The sequence below is a fragment of the Serratia sp. (in: enterobacteria) genome, assembly GCF_051654945.1.
In the GTDB taxonomy this organism is placed as follows: domain Bacteria; phylum Pseudomonadota; class Gammaproteobacteria; order Enterobacterales; family Enterobacteriaceae; genus Chania.
This window is the reverse complement of record NZ_JBOFZA010000038.1, coordinates 70,809-87,389: the sequence shown is the minus strand read 5'-3', so window position 1 is coordinate 87,389 and position 16,581 is coordinate 70,809. Positions and strand designations below refer to the sequence as shown.

Genomic DNA, 16,581 nt, shown 5'->3' with positions numbered 1-16,581 from the left:
ATGTCGAAAAAATGGAAAATCAAGGCCGCTGACTGGTTCTTGCGGCGCTACACGGCAAAGCACGGCCGTTTCCAGCCGCCTGCGACTTTCGACAGCCGTCTCCAGTTCGAAAATATCGTGATTTATTCCACCACGGCGCTGGGGGATTTTATGTTCAATACCCCGGTGTTAAGAGCGATGCGTGAACGCTACCCGGATGCGCATATCACGCTGGTAGTCCATGAAAAGAATAGGGAGCTGGTAGAAAACGGCCGCTATTACGATCGCGTGGTGTATTGGAACAGCAAAATAAAGACGTTGGGGCCGCTGTTGAAATCGTTGCGTGAACATCAGCCCGATCTGGCGCTGATCATGCACTCGCATCTGCCCTATGACATTATCAGCGCCGTTATGGCCGGGGCGAAATATGTCATCAGGGATAACTACAGTTCAGGCATCTGCGGGCTGGAGCCTTGGCTGACCAACTATGTGTTCCATTATTACGGCCACTTTATCCGCCGTAAGCTGGAGCTGGTTTCCATTCTGGGTTGCCGCAGTGACGATCCAACCATGGAGATACCGGCTCCTTATACGCCAGGTGTTAAAAATCCTGATTTCTGCACCATTGGTTTCCAGCTAGGCGCTTCAACGGAGTCGCGCTGCTGGCCGGTAGGACACTTTGCCAAACTGGCGGATATGTTGGTCGCTCGCTATGACAACATGCGTTTCGTATTGATTGGCGCGCCGATGGAGGAAGGTAAAGCCCAGCAGTTCCAGCGGCTGATCAATGCCAACACCCAGGCCTGCGTTGATAACCAAATTGGCAAGACTGGGCTGCAAGGGGCGCTGACGCTGATTAGCAGCCTCGATGTGCTGGTGACCGGAGACACCGGGCCGCTGCATCTGGCGGTGGCCCTGAAAACCAAGACCATCAGCCTGTTTGTCACCGCCGACCCCCGCTCAACCGGGCCGATCCAGGATCACGAGCTGCACCGCATTATTCATCAGTCACGCACGGGTTACACCATGCCATTAGAAGCGGAAGGCCCGGTGGGAGTGATACAGCCACAGCGGGTTTATGATGAAATCGTGGCGCACGTACCGTTGAACCCTTGAAGAAAAAACGCATCGGTCACCCGGTGCGTTTTATCGTTTCTTCAGCCACCAACGGATCTTGGACAGGCAGCTATCCACGCGTGCAAAGCGCATCTGGTAGATCTTCTTGCGGGGCACGTCGCTGTTGCTACATACAGTTGCTGTTTGGCGGAGAGTCTCCAGGGTTGCTGGCTCATAGTGGTAATAGCCGTAGACCGCCTTCGACATGGCTTTTAACTCAGAAAAACAGTTGGCGAGCATCAAGGCGGCCAGCTGCCGCAGCGGCTCATCCCCGTGATGTATTTCCACGAATCGCAGCATCTTCTTCATCGCAAACCGCATGTCTTCAATATCCTTAACCTGGATATTGCGGGTGATCCCCTGGCTATTATCCCGATAAAAATAGAGTTGATGATCGAGATGGGCGATTTTGCGAGTCTTGAAATACTGGAACGGCGTGAAAATAACGTCTTCATAGCGGCGACCGTCTTCGAAGGTTTCGCCTGCCAGCAATGTACGCCGATAAACTCGGCTCCACAGGTGCCACATCGAGTGGGAAAATAGCGGTTTCAGGCAGGCCAGACCATGATGTTCGACATCATAAATCGTGTAACGGGTCTCGCTATTAGCTGACGGTGCTGGCGGCTGGACGGAGAATTTCTGGTAGTTGAAATCAATCAGATCATCTTTGCCAGCGAGCAACAGCGGGCGCAGGATCGCCAGATAATCGCTACTCAGTAAGTCGTCCCCATCCAGAAAAGTGACATAATTTCCGCTGACGTTTTGCAGGCCGACGTTGCGGGCGTTGGCAATACCGCCGTTTGCCTGGGAAATGAACTTGGTGTGCGGGTGTTGCTTCTCCGCCAGGAACTGGCGTACCAACGTTGCAGACGCATCGCTAGAACCATCATCAATAATCACCACTTCGATATCATCGGTAATCTGATCGAATAACGAGCTCAGACCAGCAATGATGAAGTCTTCATTGTTGTAAAACGGCACGATAACGCTGAGCAGCGGTGATGAACTCATATTGCCGTTTCCTGACGTTTCTTCACCGACAGCACGCTGGCAATAATGGCCAGGCAGAAGATCGCCGTGCCTTCCGTGCTGAAGAAGATGACATCGCTTAGCCCATAGACGAACAGGCTGAAGGTTACCCCCAACATCAGCGCATTTCGATACGGCCTAAATGCGGAGATAAACAACCCGATGTAGAGCGCCAATAAAAACAGCGTTCCCCAGATGCCTTTGAGTGAATAGGTTTCCAGCAGTTCGTTATGCAGATGCACGTTGATATAAGGCATCACGCCGTACAGGCGTGGTTCTTGAGCAACGATAGCCAGGATCTCTTTCCCACGCTGTTCTGCCGATTGTCCCAACAGGGCCTCTGATCCGGTACGTATCGCGATGGTCTGCATCGTCAGGCGGGAAATGATCGAGTTATCCACTTCGGGCTGATCGATCATTTGCAGATTGGCTTTGAAATCGTTAATCCGTTGCTCTATCTGTGCCTTGAAGGCGAAGCCACAGGCCAGCAGTAATAAAGGGACTGCGGCGACTAGCTGGATCTTATGCTTGCGAGTCACCAGATCTTTGGTCGCCAACAGTGACAGGCAGATCGCCACGGGGTAGATCAGTATAGCTGCGCGCGTTCCGGTGAGAATAAGAGTGGAGAAGGTGAGCAAGAAACCGGCAACATACAGAGCAATGCGATATCGGGTCCGCAGCATCAGTATCGCCTTCATCATCACCAGGCTGATGGCGGTCATCAGATAGGCAACGACGGTGGCACGGTCAAAGTTAAGCTCCACGCGTGGGATATCTAACCGCAGCCCCTGATACAGCGCATAGCCATTGACCGCCAAACCGCACCCCAAGGCCACGACAATAAAGGCGCGCTGCATACAAAGGCGCTCATTTAACGCGATCAATAAAATAAACGCCGTGGCGATTTGCAGCTTACCGGTCGACATATATGAGCGGTAAATATTGATGTATTCGCCAGGCTGCTTGAAATGGTTCATCCAGAAAATCGTCCCCATGCCCACGCAGAAGAACAGCACCGGCAGGATCAGATTGCTTTTGTTTTTCAGGAAGTACCTTAAGTGCAGGCAAACGGCAATAAAGGAGATGTAGCTGGCAACGTAAAACAGGTTGCGCCCCGTGTCGGAGCCAAACGGAATGGTACAAAAGGCAATGGCGCATCCCAGGTAGATCAGATAGCTGAATACGGGATGCGGAGCTGTTTCTTTAAACATGAAAAGTGGTTTCCGGCTCACATTACGGTTAGGCAATAAAGGATTGCAGCCTGTCATCGAATTCGCTTTTGAACACATCATAGCTGAAATGCTGAGCGGGATACTGTCGGGCATTGTGGCTCATGGAATTATAGGTTTCCGCCACCAGCAGTTGCTCTACGGCATCCGCACAGTCGATGTGTGATAACAGCTTCGGCGTGACCAGGCTATCGGAGAGAGGGTCGTAAACCTCGTGCGGAAAATCGACCTTGATACCGGTTAACCGCTGGTGCTCTTCAATGGTCACCGTCGGCGTCAGGCCAATGCCGCAGTAGCCGTCTTTCACCGCTTCCGGCTGGCCATCGACCATCGGGAAAATCACCGGCACGCCAAAGTAGAGCGACTCCATGCAGGATAAGCCGAACGGTTCGGTGATCGGCGTACTCATATAGATTTGTGTACGGTTGAAGAAATCCGCCACGTTATCCTGAAAGCCGCTGAAGACCACCCGCTCACCAAGTTGAAGTCTGGCTGCCAAGGCTTCAAACGCCTCCCGATCCGGGCCTTTGCCCGCAATTTCCAGGTAAACGTCGTGCCCACGGCGCAGCAGTTCCTGCATCATCAGCAGAGAAACGCTGATGCCTTTCAGACTTACCAGGCGCGAGGCCGTGCCAATCCTGATCGGCTGGGTCAATGACTTCGGGGCCGCACTGATCCCCGCAGGCGTTTTGATGCGGTTGATTACCACCGGGTTCGGGCACGGCAGATTAAAACGCAGCTCCATCACCCGTTTTGAGGCATGGGAGGCGGAAATCACGCCGTCCAGCATGGCAAAGAAGCGCAACGTCTTGTGGTTCTTGGCATAGCGCCACGAGCAGCCATGATCGTAATAAACCAATTTGCCCCGCTTGGGCTTGGCCGCCAGCCCTGGGATCAGATCCCAGACAATAATCACGTCGGCGTTGGCCCGTTCGATTTTTCTTTGCAGCAGGTATTTGCGCAGAAACTGTGGGCAGCGCAAAGGGAGCGAATTGAACAGCCGATTGGCAAAGGTGACTGGCTGGTTCGGCATCTGTTGGCGGATCTCTTCACCCACTTCACCGCTGATGCAAATGACCTGGTTACTGCCGTCGCTGGTATCATTGATATATTGCAGGAACAGGCGTTCAACCCCGCCCATCTTGCCTAAATTGATAATATGCAGCTTTTTCATCAATCAATAACCTTTTGCAGTTCTGCCCAAACGGCGTCGGCGGTCAGGGTGGCCATGCTTTTTTCCGGCGAAATCAGGGAGTGCTGATTCTGTCCGTAGCCACCAATCAGCCCCGGATCGGTCGGGCCGAACAGGGTGATATTAGGGCGATCCAGCGCAGCGGTCAGATGACTCAGCCCGGTATCGACCGATACCACGGCCTTTGCTCCGGCCAACACTTCCGCCACCTGCTGTAGGCTGAGTTTTGGCAGCGCCTCGACGTGGGCAAATCCTTCCGCCAGCCGTAAGGCGCGTTGGCGTTCGTGCTCTGCGCCCCAGGGCAGTTTGATTTTCATTCCGCTCGGTGCGATCAATGCAATAAGTTCGCGCCAGTTTGGCTCCGGCCAGTGTTTTTCATCCCGCGTGGTGGCGTGCAGAAACACCAGATATTGCCCGGCATCGGCGGGTGGCTGGCTGAGAAAGCGTGCGGCAATCGCGTAGTCACCCGTGCCCTGAGGTTTTTCATACCCCAGGCTTTTGGCAAACAGTTCGCGGATGCGTTCCACCGCATGCTGCTGCTTGTCGATTTCATGGCGATGATTATAGAACCAGCTGGCAAACGGCTCACGGACGCTTTTGCAGTCCAGGCCATGTTTACTGCCGTGTGCGATGCGAGTTACCAACGCCGCGCTCTTGATCAGGCCCTGCGCATCGATCACGATGTCATAATTACGTTCCTGCACCTGACGCTTGAAGTCGCAGCGTTGTTGGCGCGCTTCGCTACCGAACCAGTTCTTACGCCAGCGGCGAATGGCCACCGGGATCACGCGATCCACTGCCGGATGCCAACTGGGGATCTGACTAAACCCTTCTTCCACCACCCAATCGAAGCGGATACCGGGGATGGCCTGCATCGCGTCGGTCAAGGCCGGCAGCGTATGGAGCACATCCCCCATCGAAGAGGTCTTTACGATCAGCACCTGCATGATTATTCCTCGCTGGCGGCTAGTAATGGCGTCAGCGCGTCCAACACCTGCTGTGGCTGGATGTCGATCAGGCTCTGGTGATAACCCTGATCGGCATCACCTTTGCGTACTTTGTGATAGCCACTGATCAGGCGGATCACCTTGGCCTGATGGGACAACGGCGGGGTGAAATCCGGGCTGCTTGGCCCGTACAAGGCTATCAGAGGCTTGTTCAACGCCGCTGCAACGTGCATCAGGCCGGAGTCGTTGCTGACCACCGCCCGGCAGGAGGCCAACAGGATCACCGCCTGTTCAAGCTGGGTTTCCCCAGCCAGGTTAAAGCAGAAGTCGCGTGATTTTTCCGCCAATGCGGTGCGGATTTGTTCACCGGCCTCGTGGTCTTTAGCCGAACCAAACAGGGCGATTTGATAGCCTGCGTCGATCAGCATCTGCGCCAGCGTGGCGTAGTGGTAATGCGGCCAGCGTTTGGCCGGGCCGAATTCGGCTCCCGGGCAAAAGCCGATAATGGGCCGGTGATCGGTGAGATTAAACGCCGAGGTAGTTTCGGCAATCTCTTCGTCACTGACCTGCAACTGCGGCCAGAGTATCGGCTGCGGCAAATCTTCGGCACGCTGTATCCGCTGCTTGTCATAGGCCAGCGCGACGTAGCGTTGCACCATCAGCGGGAATGCCGCTTTATCCAGCACGCGGATATCGTTGAGCAGGCCGTAGCGCATCTCGCCGCGCCAGCCGGTACGCTGCGGCACGTTGGCGAAGAAGGGCACCAGGGCAGACTTGAACGAGTTGGGCAGCACATAAGCGCGGTCGTAGCCATTCGCCCGCAGCGCATGGCCAAGACGGCGGCGCTCGCCCAATGCCAGGGCACCGTGGCCCAGCGGCATCGCCAACGCCTGGTTGACTTCAGGCATCCGCGCCAGCAGGGGACGGCACCAGGCTGGTGCCATCACATCGATTTCTGCCGACGGGTGCTCGGCCTTCAGGGTGCGGTAGAGACTTTGCGACATCATCATATCGCCAACCCACGAAGGGCCAATGACCAGTATTTTCATACCGTTATTTAGTTCCTTCAGCGCTTATGCGGGACGATTCAACCAGGCCATATATTCTTTAACGCCTTCGGCTACGGTTTTGAACGGGGCGTCATAGCCAGCAGCGCGCAGCTTGGTTTGGTCGGCTTGGGTGTAAGCCTGGTAGCGGCCTTTCAGCTTTTCCGGGAACTCAATGTATTCCACGGCACCTGACTGGTGATATTCCACCACCGCATCGGCCACGGCCTGGAAGGTTTCAGCACGACCGGTACCGCAGTTGAAGATGCCGGAAACGCCGTTCTGCCAGAACCACAGGTTGACCGCCGCCACGTCACCGACGTAGATAAAGTCGCGTTTGAAGTTTTCGCTACCGGCGAACAGTTTTGGATTCTCACCGCGGTTGATCTGGTTGTTCAGGTGGAACGCCACGCTGGCCATGCTGCCTTTATGGCCTTCGCGCGGGCCATACACGTTGAAGTAACGGAAGCCACATACCTGCGAATCCGCTTCTGGCAGGATCTCGCGCACGTATTGGTCGAACAGGAATTTGGAGTAGCCGTAAACGTTCAACGGTTTTTCAAACTGGCGCTCTTCGATAAAGTCTGAGCTACCGCCGTAGGTGGCGGCAGAAGAGGCATACAGGAACGGGATTTGGCGATCCAGGCAGTAGTGAAGGATGTCTTTGGAATACTGATAGTTGTTATCCATCATGTATTTGCCGTCCCACTCGGTAGTGGAAGAGCAGGCACCTTCATGGAAAATGGCGTCGATTTCACCCAGATCGTCACCGGCCATGATGCTGGCGATAAAGTCTTCTTTATCGATATAGTCAGCGATATCAAGGTCGACCAGGTTAACGAATTTGGTGCCGTCTTTCAGGTTGTCCACCACCAGGATATCGCGATATCCGTTTTCATTCAGTGCCTTGATGATGTTGCTGCCAATCATGCCAGCGCCGCCAGTGACGATAATCATTGGGTTTACCCCTGTGTTCTTCCCGGTGGCGCACAATGCTCCACCCTATATGCTGCCTATAATAGCATTTCATGCCATTGGGAACATCGGGACGGCTCTTAATATCCCGTGCAGTTGACCTCAGCGGTGGTTTGCCGTGATATCTGCTGCATTTTTCAGATTCTCTGTGGCGGAATGTCGTCAGTTTACCGACAAAGCAGTAAAATATGCCGAAAATGCCCCTATCCTGGAGATGACCGAATGTCTGCGTCCTTTTATCAGCAGCTGGAACAACAGCTTGCTACCACTCGTGCCGAAGGGCTGTTTAAACATGAGCGCATTATCACTTCCGCTCAGCAGGCCGATATCTCGGTGGCCGATGGCTGCCAGGTGATCAACTTCTGTGCCAATAACTACCTGGGCTTGGCGAACCATCCAGAGCTGATTGCGGCGGCGAAGGCCGGGATGGACAGCCATGGCTTCGGTATGGCGTCGGTGCGTTTTATCTGTGGTACACAAGATAGTCATAAGGTGCTGGAACAAAAGCTGGCTGATTTCCTGGGTATGGAAGACGCGATCCTCTATTCCTCCTGTTTTGACGCCAACGGCGGCCTGTTTGAAACCCTGCTTGGCCCGGAAGACGCGATTATTTCCGATGCGCTGAACCATGCTTCGATCATCGACGGCGTGCGTCTGTGCAAAGCCAAGCGCTACCGTTATGCCAATAACGACATGGACCAGTTGGCCGAGCAGTTGAAGCAGGCCAAGGCGGACGGCGCGCGGCACATCATGATCGCCACCGACGGGGTGTTCTCTATGGATGGCGTGATCGCCAACCTGAAGGGCGTGTGCGATTTGGCTGACCAATACGATGCGTTGGTGATGGTTGATGATTCTCACGCTGTGGGTTTTGTTGGCGCAAACGGGCGCGGAACGCATGAATACTGCGAAGTGATGGACCGCGTCGATATCATTACCGGCACCCTGGGTAAGGCGCTTGGCGGTGCTTCCGGTGGCTATACCGCAGGCAAGAAAGAGGTGGTGGAGTGGTTGCGCCAGCGTTCACGCCCTTATCTGTTCTCCAACTCGCTGGCTCCGGCGATTGTCGCGGCCTCGATCAAAGTGCTGGAACTGCTCGCAGATGGGGACGCCCTACGCGATCGTCTGTGGGCCAATGCCCGCCTGTTCCGCGAAAAAATGACCGCAGCAGGCTTTACGCTTGCCGGGGCCGATCACGCCATCATCCCGGTGATGTTGGGTGAAGCAAAACTGGCGCAGGATTTCGCCAACGCACTGCTTAAGGAAGGCATCTACGTTACTGGTTTCTTCTACCCGGTGGTGCCGAAAGGTCAGGCACGTATCCGCACCCAGATGTCTGCCGATCACTCACCAGAGCAGATTGAACGTGCCGTTGAGGCGTTTATCCGCATCGGTAAGACGCTTGGCGTGATTGCATAAGGTAATTCAATGAAAGCATTAGCAAAACTGAAAGCGGAAGAAGGTATTTGGATGACCGATGTGCCTCAGCCTGAGCTGGGCCACAACGATGTCATGATCAAGATCCGCAAAACCGCGATCTGCGGTACCGACGTGCATATCTATAACTGGGACGAATGGTCGCAGAAAACCATTCCGGTACCGATGGTGGTGGGGCACGAATATGTCGGTGAAGTGGTCGCCATCGGCCAGGAAGTCAAAGGCTTCAGCATTGGCGATCGCGTTTCTGGCGAAGGACACATCACCTGTGGTCACTGCCGTAACTGCCGTGGTGGCCGTACGCATTTGTGCCGCAACACCACTGGCGTGGGCGTCAACCGCCCAGGCTCATTTGCCGAATATCTGGTGATCCCGGCGTTTAACGCCTTCAAAATCCCCGACAATATCTCGGATGAACTGGCCTCGATCTTCGACCCGTTTGGTAACGCCGTACACACCGCACTCTCCTTCGATCTGGTCGGGGAAGACGTGCTGGTGTCTGGCGCTGGCCCAATTGGCATCATGGCGGCGGCGGTATGTAAACACGTTGGCGCACGCCACGTGGTGATCACCGACGTGAACGAATATCGTCTGGATCTGGCGCGCAAGATGGGTGTGACCCGTGCGGTCAACGTCAGCAAGGAAAACCTGACGGACGTCATGGCCGAATTGGGTATGACCGAAGGGTTTGACGTGGGCCTGGAAATGTCCGGTGCGCCACCGGCGTTTCGTTCGTTGCTCAATGCCATGAACCACGGTGGCCGTATCGCGATGCTGGGGATCCCACCTTCGGATATGTCTATCGACTGGACTCAGGTGATCTTCAAGGGGCTGTTTATCAAAGGGATCTACGGCCGGGAAATGTTTGAAACCTGGTACAAGATGGCGGCCCTGATCCAGTCTGGTCTGGATCTGACGCCGATCATCACCCACCGTTTCTCGATTGACGAGTTCCAGCAGGGCTTTGACGCCATGCGCTCCGGGCAGTCGGGCAAAGTGGTGCTGAACTGGGATTGAGGCGATCGTTCGCCCCTCACCCTAACCCTCTCCCACAGGGAGAGGGGACTTTACGTGCCACATATTGACGTCTGCACCTGACTGCAGCTCAGAACTGGCTCCCTCTCTCCCAACAAGTGCTTATTGCCTACCCTTCCCATAAATTGGGAGAGGGTTGGGGTGAGGGGATTATGAGTAGTTACGGCTTGGTTGGCTCTGAACCCATCCAGTGCTGCCAATGGCGTTTGATCACCACCACGACCGGCGACTGTGTCACGCTTTCTGCAATGATCCCCAGCGCATGGCTGGCGTTCACGCCTTCCTTCGGCAATTTAACCTTGCACTGCTTGACGGCACCGGTAAACGGATTTTTCGGCTGCGGTTTGTTTGGCTTGGAAGGTGGCACATAACCGCTTCCGTTTTGCTGTGGCTCGTTGAGCAGCGAGCTGGGTTTCACCAGCACGATGTCCGAGGGCAACGTAGCCAGCATCTGTTGCAGCACTTTGACCGTCGCCGGGCGCGGGTGGCCGATAGCGATGGCCGAACCGTTGCGGCGCGCCAGCTCGACGGCACGATTAAACTGGCGGCGGATATCGTCCGGGTTGGCGGTATCGTCGAGGAACACCTTGCGTTTGATCACCTTCACACCGGTGCCTGCCGCAGCACGCGTGGCCTGGCTATTACCGATGGTCATGCTGTCGAGGAAGTAAAGGTGGTAGCTTTCCAATGCCTGCATGACCTTTTCCATGCCCGGTAGGCTGGAGGTCATGGCGCTGCCCATATGGTTATTCATCCCCACCGCAAAAGGCACGTTATTCACCGCGTTGCGGATAATACGCTGCACTTCTTCACTGCTCATGGTGGGTTGTAAGGTATCGCGCTCCAGCGGTTGTTTGCTGAGCGGAGCCATGGGCATGTGGATCAGCACTTCGCGCCCCTGGCTATGAGCTTTGGTGGCCATCAGATGGGCGTGAGGCGCGTTGGGCAGTACGGCAACGGAGATCGCCGTCGGCATTTGCAGTACGGCGTTTTCTTCATGTGGGCGATAGCCCACATCATCGATCACGATAGAAAGCTTGCCAGCCTGTGCGGCGCTAGCGAACAGCAGCGCACTCAGTAACAGGGCAGTACGCGTTTTGGTGTAGTACAAATCTATCTTCCCAACCACGGCTGTGGGTTAACGGCCTGACCCTGGCGACGGATTTCGAAATAGAGCGATGGCGTTCCCTGACCACCACTGGTACCGACCAGGGCGATAGGTTGGCCGGCACGCACCTGCGCTCCGACGCTAACCAAAGCGCTCTGGTTGTAACCATAAAGACTCATGTCACCTTTGCCGTGCTCGACCACCACCACCAGGCCATAGCCTTGCAGCCAGTCGGCCAGCAGCACGCGACCATCGGCAATGGCTTTCACTTCGCTGCCTTCGGCCGCGGAGATCACCATACCTTTCCAGCGTAACTCACCTTGCAGCTGTTCGCCAAAACGATGCTCGATACGGCCACGCACCGGCCATACGGCTTGCCCCGCGGGTTGGCCTAAACCACCGGTTCGCGCCATCAGTGAACGCTCACCTTCGCTAGGTTTATAGCTGGTACCGGTTTTCTTCGCCTGCTGTTCTTTAACTTTGACCTGCTCACGTACCTTGGCCGCTTCACGCGCTTCGCGTTCGGCGCGGGCACGGGCTTCACGTTCGGCACGGGCGATCTGATCGCGCAGGCGGGTTTCGTTCTGGCGCAGTTCCACCAGCCGCTGCTGATCTTTTTCCAGTGAGGCTTCTAACGCGGTCAGGGTTTTTTTACGGGCGCTACGCGCCTGCTCCAGCTTTTGCTGCTGGGTTTGCTGTTCGCCGAGCAACGATTTCTGCTGACCCTGTTTAGCCACCAGCGAGACTTTCTGCTCCGCCAGCTGCGCCCGGGTTTGCTTGAGCTGCTCTATGGACTGCTGACGGGCTTCATTCAGATAGCCGAAATAGGCCAGCATACGTTCACTGCGCTGGCTTTCCTCACCGCTGAGCACCAACTGCAAGGCGCTGTGCTGCCCCTGGCGAAAGGCGGCATCGAGCTGTTTGGCGAGGATTTCCTGCTGGGTGGACTGCTGCTTTTGCAGCTTGGCGATGGAAGCGTTAAGCCCGGAAATGTCTTTGCTGAGGGTGGCGAGCGTACCCTGGGTATCACGCAGCGAACGGCTGGCTTGCGCGATGGTCTTTTCCTGGAGTTTGAGCTGATCTTGCAGCGAACTACGCTGTTGCTGCTGCTGTTTCACCGCCTTTTCTTTTTCGGCGATGCTTTGTTGAATGTCTTTGAGTTGGGACTTGTTATCTTCCGCGGCGTTGCCGGTTAATGGCAACAGCAATGCGCCAGCGAAAAACACGCTGGCGCAGAGTGTGGTTAACTTCCTTGGCGCGGAGCGTTCAGGCAGCGATTGGCCGCCTGAGTTTGCGCTTCGGGTTACCCTTGATAGTGCAAAATTCGCCTTCTCCCTCATGGAGAAGGATTATTCCACGATGAACAGCGGCTTACCAGTCATCTCTTGCGGGATTTCCATTCCCATCAGTGACAGCATGGTTGGAGCAATGTCGGACAGTTTGCCGCCTTCTACCGCTTTCGCTGCTTTACCGATATAGATCAACGGCACCGGCAGGCTGGTATGGGCAGTGTGCGCCTGGCCAGTGGCCGGATCGCGCATTTGCTCGGCGTTACCGTGGTCGGCGGTGACCAGCAGCTGACCGTCAACGGCTTTAACCGCCTCAACCACCTGCGCAATACAGTTATCCAGCGTTTCTACCGCTTTGACGGCCGCATCATAGATACCGGTGTGGCCAACCATGTCGCCGTTCGGGTAGTTACAGATGATGGCGTCATATTTACCGCTGTGGATGGCTGCCAGCAGTTTTTCGGTCAGCTCGGCGGAGCTCATCTCTGGCTGCAAATCGTAGGTGGCCACTTTTGGTGAGTTGATCAGGATACGATCTTCGCCTTTGAAGGGTTCTTCAACGCCGCCGTTATAGAAGAAGGTGACGTGGGCGTATTTTTCGGTTTCCGAGATGCGCAGTTGGGTTTTGTCGTGCTTCATCAGCCATTCACCGAAGGTGTTGGCCAAAGAGGCTGGTGGATAAGCGCAGGCGGTTTTGATGTCGGCCGCGTATTCGGTCAGCATCACAAAATCACCGAACTTGACCACTTTGCTACGTGGGAAGCCATCGAAATCGGCATTGACGAAAGCACGGGTGATCTGGCGCGCACGGTCAGCACGGAAGTTCATGAAGATTAGCGCGTCACCGTCGTTCATCTCGGCGCTGGCTTCGCCGGCTGCCTGGATCACGGTAGGTTTCACGAACTCGTCGTTTTCGTCACGAGCATAGGCGGCTTGCAGTGCGGCCACGGCGTTATCTGCGGTGTATTCGCCTTTGGCCTGGGTCATCAGATCGTAGGCCAGCTGTACGCGGTCCCAACGGTTATCACGGTCCATCGCATAGTAGCGTCCAATCACCGTGGCGATGCGCCCGGCCCCCAGCTTGGCGAATTCATCACTGAAACGTTTCAGTGAATTTTCAGCACTGCGCGGCGGGGTGTCACGGCCATCCAGGAAGGCATGCAGGTAAACGGCTTTGGCACCGCGCTGCGCGGCCAGTTTGATCATCGCCAGGATATGTTCTTCATGGCTGTGCACGCCACCAGGGGACATCAGGCCCATGATGTGTACCGCTTTACCTGCCAGCACGGCCTTGTCGACGGCGTTGGTCAGCGTGGCGTTGGTGAAGAAGTCACCGTCCTGGATTTCTTTATCCAGACGGGTCAGATCCTGATACACGATGCGCCCAGCGCCCAGGTTCACGTGACCCACTTCGGAGTTACCCATCTGGCCATCAGGCAGGCCGACATCCAGGCCGGAAGCGGCAATCAGGGTGTGCGGTTGTTGTTGCCACAGGCGGTCCATGACCGGCGTTTTGGCGTTCAGGATCGCGTTGTCCTGTTGCTCTTCCCGGTGGCCGTAGCCGTCCAGGATCACCAGTACCATGGGCTTTTTCGTGCTCGACATTGCAGTAACCTCTTTATGATCGTTTTAAGTTGTGAATAGCCATCAGCCCATGGGCGCTGGAATGATGGCTATTCACTCTCCGAAACCCGATGATACTACAATGTTGCCGACTAAAAAGAGCCCAAAGAGATCAAAGATGCGGTGAACAACCCCTCCCAGGGCGGTAATTTTCCAGTGCACTCCGCAGTTTCTGCATTCCCATTTGCTTATTGGCTGTATTTGACGCATTCGGCAGGTATACTCTGAAACCTTGACTTATTTTTCCCTTAACTGACGGGAGTTGTTACACCCCATGCTGCAAGAAATTATGCAATTTGTTAGCCGGCACCCCATACTTAGTCTGGCCTGGGTCGGTCTGCTGGCTGCCGTGATCGTCATGACCTTCAAGAGCCGTTTCTCCAAGGTCAAAGAGATCGCCCGCGGTGAAGCTACTCGATTGATTAATAAAGAAGATGCGGTAGTGGTCGACACCCGTACCCGTGATGATTTCCGCCGAGGCCATATCGCCAATGCGATTAACCTGACGGCGAGCGAGATCAAAGCTGGCAGCTTCGGCGAGCTGGATAAGCACAAGGCTCAGCCAGTCATCGTGGTCTGCGCCAATGGCACCACTTCACGCGAACCCGCAGAAAACCTGAGCAAAGCCGGGTTTGAACAGGTTTATACCCTGAAAGACGGCATTGCCGGCTGGAGTGGTGAAAACCTGCCGTTGGCTCGTGGCAAATAAATTTTACTGTGGTTGAAGAGGTTTCCATGGCTAACATTGAGATCTACACCAAGGCAACCTGCCCGTTCTGCCATCGCGCCAAGGCGCTGCTGAACAGCAAGGGTGCCGCGTTTAGCGAGATCGCCATCGATGGCGATAACGTCAAGCGTGAAGCAATGATTGCGCGCAGTGGGCGAACCACCGTGCCTCAGATTTTCATCGATGGCCAACATATTGGCGGCTGTGATGATTTACATGCACTTGATGCTCGCGGTGGGCTGGATCCGCTGCTGTAAACCAGCGCGGTCCCACTGCCAAGATGTGGGTATTGCGACCACTGAGTGTCTATAAGGATATTTAACCAAGGGTATTACACACATGTCAGAACAAAACAGCACAGAGATGGCTTTCCAGATCCAACGCATTTACACCAAGGATATCTCATTCGAAGCGCCAAACGCTCCGCAGGTATTCCAACAGGAATGGCAGCCAGAAGTTAAGCTCGATCTGGATACGGCTTCCAGCCACCTGGCAGACGACGTTTATGAAGTGGTACTGCGCGTCACCGTCACCGCCTCTCTGGGTGAAGAAACTGCCTTCCTGTGTGAAGTTCAGCAGGCAGGTATCTTCTCTATCTCCGGTATCGAAGGCACGCAGCTGGCACATTGCCTGGGTGCATACTGCCCGAACATCCTGTTCCCGTATGCGCGCGAGTGCATCACCAGCCTGGTTTCTCGCGGTACCTTCCCGCAGCTGAACCTGGCACCGGTCAACTTTGACGCGCTGTTCATGAGCTACTTGCAGCAGCAGGCCGAAGGCGAAACTGCCGAACCTCATCAGGATGCCTGATGAACACCGTCAATGCTTCAATGACTGTAATCGGTGCCGGCTCGTACGGCACCGCTTTAGCCATTACGCTGGCGCGTAATGGCCACCCGGTCGTGCTGTGGGGGCATAACCCCGAGCAGATCCAGATTATGCAGCGCGATCGTTGCAATCAGGCATTCCTGCCCGACGTCCCATTCCCCGATACCTTGTTGCTTGAAACCGACCTTGCTCGTGCGCTAGCGGCCAGCCGTGATGTGCTGGTGGTGGTGCCTAGCCATGTGTTTGGTGACGTATTGCGTCAGTTAAAACCTCATCTGCGCCCGGATGCCCGGGTTGTCTGGGCCACCAAAGGCCTGGAAGCGGAAACGGGGCGGCTGTTGCAAGACGTGGCCCGCGAAGCGCTAGGGGATGACATCCCACTGGCGGTTGTGTCTGGGCCGACGTTTGCCAAAGAGCTGGCAGCCGGGTTGCCAACGGCCATCGCTTTGGCGGCTACCGACGAGCAATTTGCCGAAGATTTACAGCAGTTGCTGCACTGTGGCAAAAGCTTCCGCGTTTACAGCAACCCGGATTTCATCGGGGTACAGCTGGGCGGGGCGGTGAAAAACGTGATTGCCATTGGTGCCGGTATGTCCGACGGTATCGGTTTTGGTGCCAACGCGCGCACCGCATTGATCACTCGTGGCCTGGCGGAAATGAGCCGTCTCGGCTCAGCATTGGGTGCCGATCCTTCCACCTTTATGGGCATGGCTGGCTTGGGCGATCTGGTGTTAACCTGCACGGATAATCAATCGCGCAACCGTCGTTTCGGTATTATGCTGGGGCAAGGCAAGGGCGTGCAGGAAGCGCAGGATAGCATCGGCCAAGTGGTTGAAGGCTATCGCAATACCAAAGAGGTATTGGCACTGGCGCAGCGCTTTGGCGTGGAAATGCCGATCACCGAGCAGATCTATCAGGTGTTGTACTGTGATAAAAATGCCCGCGAGGCCGCGTTAAGCCTGCTTGGGCGTACCAAGAAAGACGAAAAGCACAGTGCCTGACCTTGGCTGCGATCCAGCAA

At 55.5% G+C, this 16,581-nt stretch carries 16 protein-coding genes; 7 read left to right on the top strand and 9 right to left on the bottom strand.

Going from position 1 to position 16,581, the window contains the following annotated elements; genetic code table 11:
- Window positions 1–1,095 (top strand): glycosyltransferase family 9 protein, encoded by a 1,095-nt coding sequence (locus ACRDCA_RS05045; protein WP_438688558.1) that lies wholly within the window; start codon window positions 1–3, stop codon window positions 1,093–1,095.
- Window positions 1,096–1,125: 30 nt separating this feature from the next.
- Here ACRDCA_RS05045 and ACRDCA_RS05040 read toward each other — a convergent pair whose 3' ends face one another.
- The 6 genes from ACRDCA_RS05040 to rfaD are packed head-to-tail and all read right to left on the bottom strand — an operon-like array spanning window position 1,126 to window position 7,495.
- Window positions 1,126–2,106, bottom strand: a complete 981-nt coding sequence (locus ACRDCA_RS05040) for a glycosyltransferase (protein ID WP_438688557.1) — start codon at window positions 2,104–2,106, stop codon at window positions 1,126–1,128.
- On the bottom strand, window positions 2,103–3,335 hold the full coding sequence (locus tag ACRDCA_RS05035; RefSeq protein WP_438688556.1) for an O-antigen ligase family protein: 1,233 nt from the start codon (window positions 3,333–3,335) through the stop codon (window positions 2,103–2,105). The genes ACRDCA_RS05040 and ACRDCA_RS05035 overlap by 4 nt, the downstream gene beginning before the upstream one ends.
- A 28-nt stretch (window positions 3,336–3,363) precedes the next feature.
- On the bottom strand, window positions 3,364–4,527 hold the full coding sequence (locus ACRDCA_RS05030; protein ID WP_438688555.1) for a glycosyltransferase: 1,164 nt from the start codon (window positions 4,525–4,527) through the stop codon (window positions 3,364–3,366).
- Window positions 4,527–5,492 (bottom strand): lipopolysaccharide heptosyltransferase RfaC, encoded by a 966-nt coding sequence (gene rfaC / locus ACRDCA_RS05025; RefSeq protein WP_438688554.1) that lies wholly within the window; start codon window positions 5,490–5,492, stop codon window positions 4,527–4,529. The genes ACRDCA_RS05030 and rfaC overlap by 1 nt, the downstream gene beginning before the upstream one ends.
- Before the next feature lie 2 nt (window positions 5,493–5,494).
- Window positions 5,495–6,541 (bottom strand): ADP-heptose--LPS heptosyltransferase RfaF, encoded by a 1,047-nt coding sequence (gene rfaF / locus ACRDCA_RS05020; protein ID WP_438688553.1) that lies wholly within the window; start codon window positions 6,539–6,541, stop codon window positions 5,495–5,497.
- Between the two features lie 24 nt (window positions 6,542–6,565).
- Complete coding sequence (gene rfaD, locus ACRDCA_RS05015; RefSeq protein WP_438688552.1) at window positions 6,566–7,495, bottom strand: ADP-glyceromanno-heptose 6-epimerase; 930 nt, start codon at window positions 7,493–7,495, stop codon at window positions 6,566–6,568.
- A gap of 240 nt (window positions 7,496–7,735) precedes the next feature.
- Here rfaD and kbl point away from each other — a divergent pair, with 240 nt between their 5' ends.
- Entirely contained in the window at window positions 7,736–8,932 is a 1,197-nt protein-coding gene (gene kbl / locus ACRDCA_RS05010) for a glycine C-acetyltransferase (RefSeq protein ID WP_438688551.1), read from the top strand.
- A 9-nt stretch (window positions 8,933–8,941) separates the two neighbouring features.
- Window positions 8,942–9,967, top strand: coding sequence for an L-threonine 3-dehydrogenase (gene tdh / locus ACRDCA_RS05005; RefSeq protein WP_438688550.1), 1,026 nt, complete (start codon window positions 8,942–8,944; stop codon window positions 9,965–9,967).
- A 178-nt stretch (window positions 9,968–10,145) separates the two neighbouring features.
- Here tdh and ACRDCA_RS05000 read toward each other — a convergent pair whose 3' ends face one another.
- Genes ACRDCA_RS05000 through gpmM form a run of 3 tightly spaced genes read right to left on the bottom strand, consistent with a single transcriptional unit; the run spans window position 10,146 to window position 13,987 of the window.
- A complete protein-coding gene (locus ACRDCA_RS05000; RefSeq protein ID WP_438688549.1) occupies window positions 10,146–11,096 on the bottom strand; it encodes a divergent polysaccharide deacetylase family protein in 951 nt (316 codons plus the stop codon).
- A gap of 2 nt (window positions 11,097–11,098) precedes the next feature.
- Window positions 11,099–12,433, bottom strand: a complete 1,335-nt coding sequence (gene envC / locus ACRDCA_RS04995) for a murein hydrolase activator EnvC (RefSeq protein WP_438688548.1) — start codon at window positions 12,431–12,433, stop codon at window positions 11,099–11,101.
- Between the two features lie 9 nt (window positions 12,434–12,442).
- Window positions 12,443–13,987, bottom strand: a complete 1,545-nt coding sequence (gpmM, locus tag ACRDCA_RS04990) for a 2,3-bisphosphoglycerate-independent phosphoglycerate mutase (RefSeq protein WP_438688547.1) — start codon at window positions 13,985–13,987, stop codon at window positions 12,443–12,445.
- A gap of 292 nt (window positions 13,988–14,279) precedes the next feature.
- Here gpmM and ACRDCA_RS04985 point away from each other — a divergent pair, with 292 nt between their 5' ends.
- The 4 genes from ACRDCA_RS04985 (at window position 14,280) to gpsA (ending at window position 16,561) form a co-directional block, all read left to right on the top strand.
- Complete coding sequence (locus ACRDCA_RS04985; RefSeq protein ID WP_025121353.1) at window positions 14,280–14,714, top strand: rhodanese-like domain-containing protein; 435 nt, start codon at window positions 14,280–14,282, stop codon at window positions 14,712–14,714.
- Between the two features lie 26 nt (window positions 14,715–14,740).
- Complete coding sequence (gene grxC, locus ACRDCA_RS04980; protein ID WP_024482902.1) at window positions 14,741–14,989, top strand: glutaredoxin 3; 249 nt, start codon at window positions 14,741–14,743, stop codon at window positions 14,987–14,989.
- A gap of 82 nt (window positions 14,990–15,071) precedes the next feature.
- Complete coding sequence (secB, locus tag ACRDCA_RS04975; protein WP_025121354.1) at window positions 15,072–15,542, top strand: protein-export chaperone SecB; 471 nt, start codon at window positions 15,072–15,074, stop codon at window positions 15,540–15,542.
- Window positions 15,542–16,561 (top strand): NAD(P)H-dependent glycerol-3-phosphate dehydrogenase, encoded by a 1,020-nt coding sequence (gene gpsA, locus ACRDCA_RS04970; protein WP_438688546.1) that lies wholly within the window; start codon window positions 15,542–15,544, stop codon window positions 16,559–16,561. Before secB ends, gpsA begins: the two co-directional genes overlap by 1 nt.
- Window positions 16,562–16,581 lie beyond the last annotated feature (20 nt).

Coding starts and splice junctions, on each gene's coding strand:
- ACRDCA_RS05045 (WP_438688558.1), top strand. CDS start 1: ATGTCGAAAAAATGGAAAATCAAGGCCGCTGACTGGTTCTTGCGGCGC.
- ACRDCA_RS05040 (WP_438688557.1), bottom strand. CDS start 2,106: ATGAGTTCATCACCGCTGCTCAGCGTTATCGTGCCGTTTTACAACAAT.
- ACRDCA_RS05035 (WP_438688556.1), bottom strand. CDS start 3,335: ATGTTTAAAGAAACAGCTCCGCATCCCGTATTCAGCTATCTGATCTAC.
- ACRDCA_RS05030 (WP_438688555.1), bottom strand. CDS start 4,527: ATGAAAAAGCTGCATATTATCAATTTAGGCAAGATGGGCGGGGTTGAA.
- rfaC (WP_438688554.1), bottom strand. CDS start 5,492: ATGCAGGTGCTGATCGTAAAGACCTCTTCGATGGGGGATGTGCTCCAT.
- rfaF (WP_438688553.1), bottom strand. CDS start 6,541: ATGAAAATACTGGTCATTGGCCCTTCGTGGGTTGGCGATATGATGATG.
- rfaD (WP_438688552.1), bottom strand. CDS start 7,495: ATGATTATCGTCACTGGCGGCGCTGGCATGATTGGCAGCAACATCATC.
- kbl (WP_438688551.1), top strand. CDS start 7,736: ATGTCTGCGTCCTTTTATCAGCAGCTGGAACAACAGCTTGCTACCACT.
- tdh (WP_438688550.1), top strand. CDS start 8,942: ATGAAAGCATTAGCAAAACTGAAAGCGGAAGAAGGTATTTGGATGACC.
- envC (WP_438688548.1), bottom strand. CDS start 12,433: ATGAGGGAGAAGGCGAATTTTGCACTATCAAGGGTAACCCGAAGCGCA.
- gpmM (WP_438688547.1), bottom strand. CDS start 13,987: ATGTCGAGCACGAAAAAGCCCATGGTACTGGTGATCCTGGACGGCTAC.
- ACRDCA_RS04985 (WP_025121353.1), top strand. CDS start 14,280: ATGCTGCAAGAAATTATGCAATTTGTTAGCCGGCACCCCATACTTAGT.
- grxC (WP_024482902.1), top strand. CDS start 14,741: ATGGCTAACATTGAGATCTACACCAAGGCAACCTGCCCGTTCTGCCAT.
- secB (WP_025121354.1), top strand. CDS start 15,072: ATGTCAGAACAAAACAGCACAGAGATGGCTTTCCAGATCCAACGCATT.
- gpsA (WP_438688546.1), top strand. CDS start 15,542: ATGAACACCGTCAATGCTTCAATGACTGTAATCGGTGCCGGCTCGTAC.